The 12,523-nt window shown below is 74.3% G+C and carries 11 protein-coding genes, 1 tRNA gene and 1 pseudogene; 11 read left to right on the top strand and 2 right to left on the bottom strand.

The window, feature by feature from the left end:
* The first annotated feature begins 10 nt into the window (after positions 1-10).
* From IEJ02_RS38100 to IEJ02_RS38065, 8 genes are all read left to right on the top strand, one after another.
* Entirely contained in the window at positions 11-289 is a 279-nt protein-coding gene (locus IEJ02_RS38100) for an acyl carrier protein (protein ID WP_191068981.1), read from the top strand.
* Positions 286-672 (top strand): 3-hydroxyacyl-ACP dehydratase FabZ family protein, encoded by a 387-nt coding sequence (locus IEJ02_RS38095; protein WP_191068980.1) that lies wholly within the window; start codon positions 286-288, stop codon positions 670-672. Before IEJ02_RS38100 ends, IEJ02_RS38095 begins: the two co-directional genes overlap by 4 nt.
* A 5-nt stretch (positions 673-677) precedes the next feature.
* Positions 678-1,178 (top strand): 3-hydroxyacyl-ACP dehydratase FabZ family protein, encoded by a 501-nt coding sequence (locus IEJ02_RS38090; protein WP_137980567.1) that lies wholly within the window; start codon positions 678-680, stop codon positions 1,176-1,178.
* 15 nt (positions 1,179-1,193) lie between these two features.
* Positions 1,194-1,937 (top strand): 3-oxoacyl-[acyl-carrier-protein] reductase, encoded by a 744-nt coding sequence (gene fabG / locus IEJ02_RS38085; RefSeq protein WP_191068979.1) that lies wholly within the window; start codon positions 1,194-1,196, stop codon positions 1,935-1,937.
* Positions 1,938-1,950: 13 nt separating this feature from the next.
* Complete coding sequence (locus IEJ02_RS38080) at positions 1,951-2,682, top strand: 2-hydroxychromene-2-carboxylate isomerase (RefSeq protein WP_191068978.1); 732 nt, start codon at positions 1,951-1,953, stop codon at positions 2,680-2,682.
* 31 nt (positions 2,683-2,713) lie between these two features.
* Positions 2,714-4,297, top strand: a complete 1,584-nt coding sequence (locus tag IEJ02_RS38075) for a class I adenylate-forming enzyme family protein (RefSeq protein WP_191068977.1) — start codon at positions 2,714-2,716, stop codon at positions 4,295-4,297.
* Positions 4,298-4,523: 226 nt separating this feature from the next.
* Complete coding sequence (locus tag IEJ02_RS38070; RefSeq protein WP_191068976.1) at positions 4,524-5,231, top strand: helix-turn-helix transcriptional regulator; 708 nt, start codon at positions 4,524-4,526, stop codon at positions 5,229-5,231.
* A complete protein-coding gene (locus IEJ02_RS38065) occupies positions 5,228-5,941 on the top strand; it encodes a helix-turn-helix transcriptional regulator (RefSeq protein WP_191068975.1) in 714 nt (237 codons plus the stop codon). The genes IEJ02_RS38070 and IEJ02_RS38065 overlap by 4 nt, the downstream gene beginning before the upstream one ends.
* 57 nt (positions 5,942-5,998) lie before the next feature.
* Here the strand turns inward: IEJ02_RS38065 and IEJ02_RS38060 are convergent, their stop codons facing one another.
* Entirely contained in the window at positions 5,999-7,024 is a 1,026-nt protein-coding gene (locus IEJ02_RS38060) for an SDR family oxidoreductase (protein WP_191068974.1), read from the bottom strand.
* Between the two features lie 139 nt (positions 7,025-7,163).
* Between IEJ02_RS38060 and IEJ02_RS38055 the strand changes: the two genes are divergently transcribed.
* From IEJ02_RS38055 to IEJ02_RS38045, 3 genes and pseudogenes are all read left to right on the top strand, one after another.
* The gene (locus IEJ02_RS38055; RefSeq protein ID WP_191068973.1) at positions 7,164-8,954 is read left to right on the top strand and encodes a glycoside hydrolase family 15 protein; all 1,791 of its coding nucleotides are present in this window, start codon (positions 7,164-7,166) and stop codon (positions 8,952-8,954) included.
* 265 nt (positions 8,955-9,219) lie between these two features.
* On the top strand, positions 9,220-10,560 hold the full coding sequence (gene selA, locus IEJ02_RS38050) for an L-seryl-tRNA(Sec) selenium transferase (protein WP_191068972.1): 1,341 nt from the start codon (positions 9,220-9,222) through the stop codon (positions 10,558-10,560).
* A 9-nt stretch (positions 10,561-10,569) separates the two neighbouring features.
* A pseudogene (locus tag IEJ02_RS38045) lies at positions 10,570-12,366 on the top strand (SelB domain-containing protein); the annotation flags it as partial.
* A gap of 35 nt (positions 12,367-12,401) precedes the next feature.
* Here the strand turns inward: IEJ02_RS38045 and IEJ02_RS38040 are convergent.
* A tRNA-Sec gene (locus tag IEJ02_RS38040) sits at positions 12,402-12,494 on the bottom strand.
* Positions 12,495-12,523: the final 29 nt, after the last annotated feature.

Here is a 12,523-nt window from a genome sequence, read left to right as displayed (position 1 = left end):
GCGAGGCACGATGCCCGACACCCAACCGACCCCCCTCGACCTGGAGGACCTGCGGCGCACCATCGCCGAGGTGTTCTGCGTGGACCCGGGCGAGGTGACCGACGAAACCCGCTTCGTGGAGGATCTGGGCGGCGATTCGCTGCTGGCGCTCGAGGTGGTCGTCGCCCTGGAGAAGAAGTACGCCGTGCGGTTCGCGGAGTCGGATGTGCGCGGGCTCACCACGCTGCCGCGGACCTACGACGTGCTCGCGGACAAGCTCGGGACCCCGGGACTCGGAGCCCGGGGATGAGCCCGGTGTGCACTCCGGTGGCGGGCCGGATCGAGCACGGCACGGGCCCGGACGGGACCACGCGCGTGTCGATGACCGTCGGGCCCGAGGAGCCGGTGTTCCCCGGCCACTACCCCGGTTTCCCGATCTTCCCCGGCGTCTGTGTCATCGAGTTCCTGCACCGCGGAGCGCTGGCCGCCGCCCCCGAACCGGACCACACCTGGGTGCTGTCCGGCATCGACAGCGCGCGGTTCATGAACCCCGTCCTCCCGGGCGACGCGGTCACCGCCGATCTGACCTGGCGCCGCGACGGCGCGAGCGGGCGCTGCTCCGCCTCGGTCACCGGCCCGCGCGGCACCATCGCCCGGATCGCGCTCCGCTTCGAGGACGAGGGGGCGCGGTGACCGAGATGCCCGCCGGTGTCGCCGAACTCAAGCGACGGCTTCCGCACCGCCACCCGATGCTGCTGCTCGACCGGGTCGTCCAGGTGGAGCCGGGCGCGCGGCTCATCGCCCGGAAGGCCGTCACCTGCAACGAGCCGTGGTACGAGCGCCTGGCCGACGACGCGGCCGAGCGGGACCACGACTACCCGGCGGTGCTGCTCGTGGAGTCCTGCTGCCAGGCCGCCGGCCTCCTCGCCACCTGGGACGCCCCGGTCCCCGACGCGCGGGGCGACCGCGTGATGCTGTTCGGCGGCATCTCCGGGGTCCGGTTCACCGGGCGGGTGCGCCCGGGCGATGTGGTGGAACACCGGGTGCGGCTGACCCGGAGCTTCGCGGACACCGTGATCTTCGAGGGGCGGAGCACGGTCGGGGACGAGACCGTCATGGAGATCGAACAGCTGGTCATCGCGTTCCGGCCGGGATCCGGGCTGGCCACGGCCGCCCCGGCCACGGCGGACCGGGCTTGAGGGGAGGCGGACGACATGACCGAGACCGACAACCGGGTGGCCGTGGTCACCGGCGGTACGCGCGGCATCGGACGGGCCACGGTGCTGCGCCTGGCGCGCGAGGGGTACGACGTGGCGTTCTGCCACGCCTCACCCGATCCGGAGCCCGGCGCACTGCTGGCGAAGCAGGTCCAGGAGCTGGACCGGCGGGCGATGGCCCTGCGGACCGATGTCTCGGACGCGGACGAGGTGCGCCGGTTCATGGCCGCCGTCCAGGAGGAACTCGGCCCCATCGACGTCACGGTCACCTCCGCGGGCATCGTCCGCGACAACCCGCTGCTGCTCATGAAGGACGAGGAGTGGCACCAGGTCCTGGACACCAACCTCGACGGCACCTACCACGTGTGCCGTGCGGCCGTCTTCGAGATGATGAAGCGCCGACGGGGCTGCATCGTGAACATCTCCTCGGTCGCCGGAGTCCACGGACACCCCACCCAGACCAACTACTCGGCCTCCAAGGCCGGGATCATCGGGTTCACCAAGGCGCTGGCCAAGGAGGTCGGCAGATACGGCATCCGCGCCAACGTGGTGGCGCCCGGATTCATCGAGACCGACATGACCGCCGCGCTGGCCGACAGCGCCCGCGCGGACGCCGCGAAGAAGATCCCGCTGCAGCGCTTCGGACGCCCCGAAGAGGTCGCGGACATGGTCGCGTACCTGGCCTCGGCCGAGTACGTGACCGGAAGCGTGCTGCAGATCGACGGCGGCATCGTCATCTGAGGAAAGGCCGGCCATGCCCCGGAGGGACCGTACGCCCCGCTTCTACTTCTCGCTGCGCAGCCCGTACTCCTGGCTCGCTCACCGCCAACTGCGCGACGACCACCCGGAGGTGGCCGACGCCATCACCTGGCGGCCCTTCTGGGAACCGGACGCCCGCAGCCTGCTGATGCTGGAAAAGGCGGGCGGCGGCTTCCCGTACGTCGGCATGTCCCGCGCCAAGCACCTCTACATCCTCCAGGACGTGCGCCGGCTGTGCTCCGAGCGCGGGCTCGAACCCGCGTGGCCGGTCGACCGGGACCCGGTGTGGGAGGTCCCGCACCTGGCGCATCTCGCCGCGGTGGACGAGGGGAAGGGCCCGGAGTTCATCGAACGCGTCTACCGGGCCCGCTGGGAGGAGGGCAGGGACATCTGCGCGCCCGCCACCATCGCGGAGGTGGCCGCCGAACTGGGGCTGCCCGAGGACCGCCTGGCCGGCGCCGCGGACGACGACGAACTGCGGCAACGCGGGGTCGAGGCGCTGCTGCGGGTCGACGCGGACGGCGTGTTCGGCGTGCCGTTCTTCATCCACGGCTTCCACAAGTTCTGGGGTGTGGACCGGCTCGCCCCGTTCATCGCGTCGGTGACGGGCGCCTCGCCGGGACGTCCGGACACCGGACCGTCGGCCACCGGACCATCGGACACCGCACCGTCCGCCGCGGCGCCGGGCCGGGGCGGGGACCAGGGGCACGCGGGCGGCTGCGGCTGACCGCGACCCGACGATCGGCGAAGAGGAACCGATGAACGAACAGAACCTTGGCTCGGCGGCGGCGGTCCACTACTGGGCCCGAACCACCAGGGATGCCACCGCCATCGTGTACGAGGGCGCCCGGATCAGCTACGGGACGCTGTCCGCCCGGGTGCGATCGCTGGCGGCGGCCCTGTCCGGCGGCGGGGTGCGCGCGGGCGACCGGATCGCCTTCCTGGGGCGCAACGGCCCGGCGCTGCTGGAGGCGGCGCTGGCCGCGGCCCACCTCGGAGCGGTCTTCGTGCCGCTCAACGTCCGGCTGGCGGCAAGCGAGGTGGCGTACCTCCTCGGCGACTGCCGCCCGCACACCCTCATCGCCGAGGACGCGGGCCGGCCGCTGATCGACGGCATCGCGGACACCGTGCCCGTCCAGCGGTTCCTGCTCGCCGACAGCGACCCCGCCGCTCCCGAGGCGCACCCGCGCTGGGAACCGCTGCCGACGGGGGAGGTGGCGGAGCCGGGGGAGACGCCGGAGGCGGCGGACGCCGCGCCGCCGGTCGCGGTCCGGCCCACCGACCCCGCGGTCATCATGTACACCTCGGGCACCACAGGGCGGCCCAAGGGCGCGGTACTCACCCACGGCAATCTGTGGTGGAACCACATCAACACCGCCGCCGTGATCCGCACCCGGCTGGGCGACACCACGCTGGTGCTCGCGCCCATGTTCCACATCGCCGGGCTCAGCGGCTTCACCCTGGGCGCCCTCTGCTGCGGCGGCACCCTGGTGATCCGGCGCTCCTTCTCTCCCGAGCAGTGCCTGGAGGACCTGGTCGAGCACCGGGTGGCCAATCTCATCGCGGTGCCGACGATGTTCGCGGCCATCGCCGCGACGGCCGGTTTCCCGCGCGCCGACCTCTCCGCGCTGCGCGCCGCGATCGTCGGCGGGGCCCCGGTGCCCCCCGCCCTGGTCCGCGACTACCTCGCCCACGGCATCCCCCTGCACCAGGCGTGGGGGATGACCGAGACCGCGCCACTGGCCAGCCATCTGCCGACACAGCTGGTGGCCGCCCACCCCGGCGCGGCCGGATTCCCGCTGCCCCACACCGAGATACGGCTGGTCGATCCGGCCACCGGCGCCGATGTCACCGAACCGGAGGTGGCCGCGGAGATCCATGTCCGGGGACCCAATGTCTTCGCGGGCTACTGGAACGACCCGGAGGCGACCCGGCGGGTGCTGGACGACGCCGGATGGTTCCGGTCCGGGGACATCGGCCGCGTCGACAAGAACGGTCTGCTGTTCATCGTGGACCGGCTCAAGGACGTCATCATCAGCGGCGGGGAGAACATCTACCCCGCCGAACTGGAGCGGCATCTGGCCGAGTACCCCGGCGTGCGCGAGGCGGCCGTGGTCGGGGTGGAGCATCCGCGGTGGGGCGAGAGCCCGGTGGCGGTGCTGTGCCAGGACGGGGACGGCCGGGCCACCCTGGAGGAGATCCGGGCGTTCACCGGGCAACGGCTGGCCCGGTACAAACTCCCCACGGCCGTTCACCACGTCGACGTACTGCCCCGCAATGGCAGCGGAAAGGTGGACAAAGCGGCCTTGCGTGCTCAGGTAGCCGGCGGACAGCGGCCATGACACCCTCCTGAAGTGCCACAGGAGCCCCACCGTGCCCGAATGCGCGGAAAACGCCCCGCCCACGAAGCCGAAACGGCCTGTGTGGCGCGCATGTAAGCAAAGTGAAAGCGCGTGAAAAGTACCGAGACGTAGACTCCTCGGCACGTTCCCGGAGTTGCCTGAGTCCGGGTGTAAGAAGTGGCACGGGGGTTCCACATTGACAAGAAATACGGGCGGAGTTCCGCCCTTGGCGCACGCGGTGACGACCGATCCGCTGGAAACGGGGACGCGGCGGGCCGCCGCGATCCAGCGGCTGGACACCGAACTTCTGGTGGCCACCGCCACGGCCGTGGCCGAGCAGGCCACGAGTAGTGTGAACGTCACGATTCCCAGTGATCGACGAGGTTTGTCGGAATTCGGCCCGGCGCTCCACGCCATGGCGAAGACGGTGCGCCCGGACGTCGAATTCCGGGTTCTCTTCCCCTCTCGCGCTTTTGACGTCGAGGTGCTGCGACGGCTGACCACCGAGCGGGCGAACGTCGCTGTCCGAATTGCCGAGAGTCCACTGCAGGGCGTGGCGATGGCCGACTTCCGCAGCGCGTTGCTGTGGTCGCCGATCGCCCTCAAGGGCGGAAGTGTGGCGCTTTTCGACAAATCCGCGGAGATCGGCGCACTGGGCTCTCTCTTCCTCGGCGCGTGGGGAAGTGCCATACCGCTGGCCGAATTCCTGAAGCGGCGGGAGCTGGTCCGGCACGAGGACCAGCGGCAGGTCCTGGGGCATCTGCGGGACGGGCACACGGACCGGGTCGCGGCGCAGAAGATGGGCATCTCCTATCGCACCTATCGCCGCCGGGTCGCGGAGATCCTGGAGGGGCTGGGCGCGGAGTCCCGCTTCCAGGCCGGGGTACGGGCCAGTGAGCTCGGACTGCTGTCGCAGCTGGAGGAGGCCCAATGACGGCTCTTCCCCTTCCCGCGGCCGCCCCGCTGCCGATCGGCTCTCCTCCGCGGCCGCCCGCCGCACCGGGGAGCCGGGATCCCGGCCCGGCCGAGGACGCCCGGGCGATCGTGCGCGGGGCCGGGCAGCATGTGTCCATCATTCTCGCGTTGCCCCAAGGGACGCAGCGCGAGGTGCTGCGGTCGCTCCTCCCGATGCTCCTGGACCAGGCGAAACCGGACGTCCGGGTGCGGGTCCTGTGCACCCGCCACACCTATGACCGCCGTCTGCTGCACACCATCGGCGGCGGCGCCGGGCCGGAGGTGAGACTGGCCCGTCTCGATCCGATCGAGGCGGTCATGGCGGACGGCCGTACGGCCCTGGCCAATCTGCGGGCGGAAGCCGGCCCGCAGATCCTCACCACCCAGGAGGCCCTGCCCGTCCAGGCGTTGCACACGCTGTTCAACTCCATCTGGAAGAGGTCGGCCCCGCTCTCGGCGCGGCCCGACTTCGGCGACCGCCGCCGCACCCGGCTGGTCGCCGAGATCCTCGGGATGCTGCGCGTCGGAGCCACCGACGAGGTCGCCGCCCGGGCGCTGTCCATCTCCGTGCGGACCTACCGCAGACATGTCGCGGACATCATGGAACGGCTCGACGCGCGCTCGCGCTTCGAGGCCGGGCTGCTCGCCGCCGAGCTGGACATGCTCCCGCCCCCGGTGGAGAGAGACTGACGGACCCCACCCGGCCGGTGCCACCGGCCGGGTGGACCGCGGCCCCGGGCGGGCCGGTCAGCTCCGTGCGCTCCGCACGGCCAGGGCGCACCCGACGGCCCCGGCGGCCGCCCCGACGGCGGCCAGGAGCCCGCGGTGCTGGGAGGCCCACAGCTGGGTGCTGCGGCTCGTCGTCCGGTCGTCGAAGGCGCCGTGCGAGCCGTAGTCACGGCCGTCGGCGCTGTCGGCGGGGGCCCAGAGGTTCGTCGGCCGGTCCGGGTCACGCGGCCGGTCCGTCTGCTGGGAGGAGTAGCCGGTGCGGGCGAGGTACCGGTCGATCAGCCCAGGGGCGAACCTGTTCCCGATCAGCGTCGCGGCGGTGGAGCCGCCCACCCAGTACTCGCGCCGCCCGGGGTGGTCGGCGGCGTAGAGGATGCCCCGCGCGGCCACCTCCGGCTGGTAGATCGGCGGCATGGGTTGGGGGTGCCGGGGCAGCCGGGAGAGCACCCAGCTGAACTGCGGCGTGTTGACGCCCGGCAGGTGCACCATGGTGACCCGCACCCGGCTGCGGTCGTGCAGGAGCTCGCAGCGCAGCGATTCGTGGAAGCCCTGGATGGCGTGCTTGGCCGCGCAATAGGCGGACTGCAGTGGGACGCCCCGATGGGCGAGGGCGGAGCCCACCTGCACGATGGTGCCGCGGTTCCTGGGCACCATGTGGCGCAGGGCCGCCTGTGTGCCATGGACGAATCCCAGGTACGTGACGCGCGTGACCCTGTCGAACTCCTCGGCCTCGACCTCCTGGACGGGCGCGAAGACCGTGGCGAAGGCGGCGTTCACCCACACGTCGATCGGTCCCAGCTCCCGCTCCACCCGCGCGGCCGCCGCGTCGACGGCCTGTGCGTCGGACACGTCGACGCCGATGGGCAGCGGACGGCCACCGGCCGCCCGCACATCCTGTGCGGCGGCTTCCAGGCCGCGCGCCCCGCGCGCCAGCAGCGCGACCGTCGCGCCCCGGGCGGCGAAGGCGTGAGCCGTGGCGCGGCCGACACCGGCGCTGGCGCCGGTCACGACGACGATCTGGGGACCGTGTCGCTTCCTGCCCATCGTGACCTCCCGCTTCCGTGCCTCCAGTGGTTGCCAGGGCTGAGCCGGGTACCCGGGGGCCGCCGTACGAAAAGACCCCATGGGCCGCGCGGCACGGGAAACCGCGAGCCCGGCGGAAGGACCCGGAAGAAGGAGGAGGATGAACGACACGCCCCCGGACCGGCAGGGCGGCCCGACGCCACCCACCACCCACGCGTCGTCGCCGTGGACCCTCCGCGAGTACGCCTTCCTCGGGGACGGCGAGCGCGGCGCCCTGGTGGGGCCGCGTGGCGAGATGGTGTGGCTGTGCGCGCCCCGCTGGGACAGCGACGCGGTGTTCTCGACCCTGATCGGCGGACCGGGGGAGTACGTCCTCGGCCCCGACGACCACTGGAACGTCTGGGGCGGCTACTACGAGGAAGGCACCCTCATCCACGTCGGCCGCTGGATCACCGGGGACAGCGAGATCGAATGCCGGGAGGCCCTGGCCGGGCCCGCCGCCCCCGACCGGCTGGTCGTGCTGCGCCGGATCCGGGCGGTGCGCGGCGACGCCCGCATAAGGCTCAGGCTCGACGCCCGCCCCGGCTTCGGCACCCACCCCATGACCGGCCTGCGGCTGGAGGACGACGGCACCTGGTCCGCCCAGGGCGGCGGACTGCGCCTGCGCCTCGCCGGAGCGGCCGACGCCACCCCCGACGGGCAGGGCCTGCTGGAGGCGCGCTTCACGGTGGCCGCCGGGGAAGCGCGTGACCTCGTCCTGGAGATCGGCACCCGGGCGGGAGCGGAGGAGCTGGACCCGGGACGGCTGTGGCGGGCGACCGAACGCCACTGGGCCGGGGTCGCACCCGACTGCTCCGGGCTGGCCGCCCCGCGCGACGCCCGGCACGCCTACGCCATCCTCCACGGGCTGACCAGCGCCTCCGGCGCCATGGTGGCCGCCGCCACCACCTCGCTCCCGGAGCGCGCCAACGGCGAGCGCAACTACGACTACCGCTTCGCATGGATCCGCGACCAGTGCTACGCCGGTCTGGCGGTGGCGGCGCACGGCCCGCATCCCCTCCTGGACGCGGGCCTGAGCTTCATGACCGAGCGTCTGCTGGCCGACGGCGGCGAACTGCGCCCCGCCTACACCGTCACCGGGGATCCGGTGGCCCGGGAGCGCGCCCTGCCGCTGCCCGGCTATCCGGGCGGCACCGACCGGGTGGGCAACCGCGCCGGCCGCCAGTTCCAGCTGGATTCCTTCGGCGAGATCCTCCAGCTGTACGCCGCCGCCGCACGGCTGGACCGGCTCGACACGGACGCCCGCCGCGCCCTCGACGTGGCCGTGGACGCCGTCGAGCGCAACTGGACGCGTCCGGACGCGGGGCTGTGGGAGCTGGAAAACCACTGGTGGACCCATTCCCGCCTGTGCGCGGTGGCCGGTCTGCGCGCCGCGGCCCACGCGGTGGGGGGCCGGGCGGCACGCGACTGGGACGGCCTCGCCGACACCATCCTGCGCGAGACCCGCCGCCGCTGTCTGAGCCCCCGGGGCCTCTGGCGCCGCGCCGAGGGCGACGACGGGCCGGAGGCCGCCCTGCTGCTGCCGCTCGCCCGCGGCTGCCTCCCCCCGGACGACCCCAGCGGGCCACGCACCCGCCGGTTCATCGCGGAACGGCTGTCCGAGGACGGCTACCTCTACCGCTTCGGCCACGGCGACCGGCCCCTGGGCGAGGCGGAGGGAGCCCTCCTGCTGTGCGGCTTCATGATGGCGCTCGCCGCCCACCACCAGCGGGATCCCGTCACCGCGTTCCGCTGGTTCGAGCGCACCCGGGCCGCCTGTGGCTCACCGGGGCTGTTCGCCGAGGAGTACGACGTCGGCCAGCGCCAGCTGAGGGGCAACCTGCCCCAGGCGTTCGTCCACGCGCAACTCCTCGAGGCGGCGGTGCGGCTCAGCGACGACCGGGCAGGCTGAGACCGGGCGGAGGGCCGCCCCGGTCCAGCTCCACCGTCGTGGTGACCCGGTGACGCCGGGCTTCCGGGGCACCGATCCGAACCCGAAGCGCACAGCGGGTTCGACGGGCGCCGGCACCCCGGGGTCCGCGCCCTCGAAGACCGCCGACACCGCGCCGATCGGACGGCGCTCGGCCCGCCGGGCGTGTCGTGCCGCCGGTGCGGGGCACTGAGAGACGATGGGCGTTCCCGGGCAGCCACGAGAGCGGGCGGAAGGGAGGGGCCGCATGGACCAGCGGGTCACCACCACCGACGCACGGCGGCGGATTCCCCGCACCGACGCCGTCCTGGGTGACGCACGGCTGATCGAGGCGGCACACCGGCTGGGGTCCGGAGCGGTGAAGGCGGCGGTGCGGCAGGCCCAGGAGCGGGCGCGGGCCGGTGACATCGCGCCGGACGAGGTGGCGGACACGGCGGTCGCCCTGCTGCCCCGCACGGCCGGCGGGCTGCGGCCGGTCATCAACGCCACCGGGGTGGTGCTGCACACCAACCTCGGCCGGGCGTCGCTGTCGGCGGCGGCCCGGAGGGCGGTGCGGGAGGCCGCCGGGCCGACGGACGTCGAGCTGGACCTGCGCACCGGGGTCCGGGCCCGCCGCGGGCGGACCGCACTGGCCGCGCTGCGCGAGCGGGTGCCCTCGGCCGCCGCCGCGCATGTGGTGAACAACGGCGCGGCGGCGCTGGTCCTGGTGGCGACGGCGCTCGCCGCGGGGAAGGAGATCGTCATCAGCCGGGGCGAGATGGTGGAGATCGGGGACGGCTTCCGCCTGCCGGACCTGCTGGTGTCCACCGGAGCCCGGCTGCGCGAGGTGGGAACGACCAACCGCACGTCCGTCGCCGACTACGCGGCCGCGATCGGCCCGGAGACGGCCTTCGTGCTGAAGGTGCACCCCTCCAACTTCCGCGTCACGGGGTTCACCCGCGCCGCGGAGACCGGGGAACTGGCGGCGCTCGGCGTTCCGGTGGTCGTCGACATCGGCTCCGGGCTGCTCGCCCCGCATCCGCTGCTGCCGGACGAGCCCGACGCCGAGACCCGGCTCCGGGCCGGAGCGTCGCTGGTCACCGCGAGCGGCGACAAGCTGCTCGGCGGACCGCAGTGCGGACTGCTGCTCGGGGAGGAGGAGCTGGTGCGGACCGTGTCCCGGCATCCGCTCGCCCGTGCGCTGCGCGTGGACAAGCTGACCCTGGCCGCGTTGGAGGCGACGCTGACCGGGCCCGAGACTCCGACCGCCGCGGCACTGGCCGTCGACCCGGCGGGGCTCCTCCACCGTGCCGAGCGGCTCGCCTCCGCCCTGGGCGCCGACGGCATCGATGCCCGGGCCGTCGAGAGCGCCGCGTCGGTGGGCGGTGGCGGCGCCCCCGGGGTGGAGCTGCCCAGCGCCGCGCTGTCGCTGCCCGAGCGGTACGCCGCGGCCCTGCGGACCGGCCCGGTCCCCGTGGTGGGGCGGCTGGAGGCGGGCCGGTGCCTGCTCGACCTGCGGGCGGTGCCACGGGAGGACGACGAGCGGCTGGCGGATGCCGTGCGGTCGGCCGTGGATCCGGCCACCGTGGATCCGGCCGCGGAAAGGTAGGGGCGGGGCATGCGGGTACTGGCCACCGCCGGGCATGTCGACCACGGCAAGTCGACGCTGGTGCGGGCGCTGACCGGGATGGAGCCCGACCGTTTCGAGGAGGAGCGGCGCCGCGGTCTGACCCTCGACCTCGGGTTCGTCTGGACCCGCCTGGGACCGGACGGAGACACGGGCGCAAACCCGGAGGGAGGCCCGGACGGACACGGCGGCCCCGGCGGCGAGCACATCGCCTTCGTGGACGTGCCCGGACACGAGCGCTTCGTCGCCACCATGCTGGCCGGTGTCGGGCCCGTGCCCGCCGTTCTGTTCGTGGTGGCCGCCGACCAGGGCTGGCAGCCGCAGTCGCAGGAGCACCTGGAGATCCTGGACGCGCTCGGGGTGCGGCACGCCGTGCTCGCGGTGAGCCGCGGTGACCTGGCCGACCCCGAGCCCGTACGGGCGGACGCCGTCGAGCGCATGGCGGCCACGTCCCTCGGCACCGTGCCGTCCGTCGCCGTGAGCGCGGTGACCGGCGCGGGGCTTGCCGAACTGCGCCGGAAACTGGCCCGGTTGGGCCGCTCGCTGCCCGTTCCGCCCGCCGGTGCGGACGTACGGCTGTGGCTGGACCGCGCCTTCACCGTGCGCGGCCAGGGCACGGTCGTCACCGGCACCCTGGGGGCGGGCACCCTGCGCGCAGGCGACCGGCTGGTGGCGGGGGACGGCAGGACCGCGCTGCGGGTGCGCGGGCTGCAGTGCCTGCGGGAGGACCGGTCCGCGGTCAGCGGCGTGGCGCGGGTGGCGGTCAATGTGCACGGCGCGCCCGACGGTGTGCTGGGCCGGGGCCAGGTGCTGCTGACGCCGGGCCGCTGGCTGCTCACCGGCCTGATCGACGTCCGGGTCCGCGGCGCGCCGGCCCGGGACCTGCCCCGGACGGTCACCCTCCACATCGGCACCGCCGCGGTGCCGGTGACCGTCCGCCCGCTGGGCGAGGACACGGCCAGGCTGACCCTGCCCCGGGAGCTGCCGCTGCGGGTGGGCGACCGGGCGGTCCTGCGGGAACCGGGCGGGCGGCGCCCGCCGTGCGGGGTGACCGTCCTGGACGTACGGCCGCCCCGGCTGACCCGGCGCGGGGCGGCCCGGGCGAGGGCGGCCGAGCTGGCGGACCTGACCGGCGCGCCCGACGGCGCGGCGGAACTGCGGCGGCGCGGACTCGTCCGCCGCTCGGAGCTGGCGGCCATGGGGCTGCCCGCCCCCACCGCGCCGGTGGCCGGGGACTGGCTGGCCGACGCGGCCCACTGGGCGGCGCTGCGGGACCGCCTGGAGGCCGAGGTCGAACGCCATGCGGCGCGTCACCCGCTGGAGCCCGGCCTGCCCCCGGAGGCGGCCCGCCGCCTGCTCGGCCTGCCCGACCGGTCCCTGGTCGACGCCCTCGCCGAGACCTCGGAGAAGGTGCACGGCGACCAGGGGCGGCTGTACGGCGGCGCGGACGCCCGGCCCACCCTGCCGCCGCCCGTCCAGGCGGCCGTGGACGACGTGCGGCGAGACCTGCTGCGGGCGCCGTTCCGCGCCCCCGAGGCCGACCGGCTGACCGAACTGGGGCTGACGCGCAGGACGGTGGCCGCCGCCGTCGCTGCGGGCGCGCTGCTGCGGGTCGGCGACGGCATCCTGCTGCTTCCGGGCGCGGACGCCCGGGCCGCGGCCGTGCTCCGCGAACTCCCACAGCCGTTCACGCTCAGCCAGGCGCGCCGGGCCCTCGACACGACACGCCGGGTGGCCGTACCGCTGCTGGAGTACCTCGATGCCCAGGGGCTCACCGAACGCGTGGACGACCAGCACCGTCGCTGCCGGGCCGGTACGGAGAGCGGAGGCGGACGGGAATCGAACCCGCCTGCCCGAGATCCTCGGGCACCTCGGTTTTGAAGACCGGGAGGGCCACCAGGCACCCACACGCCTCCCTCGCCCGCTCAAGGCTACCCGCCGCCGA

Origin of the sequence: Streptomyces sp. 5-10, from assembly GCF_014712245.1 — a bacterium.
In the GTDB taxonomy this organism is placed as follows: domain Bacteria; phylum Actinomycetota; class Actinomycetes; order Streptomycetales; family Streptomycetaceae; genus Streptomyces; species Streptomyces violaceusniger.
Note: the sequence above shows the minus strand (reverse complement) of the source record. Positions and strands in the feature narration are given on the sequence as shown.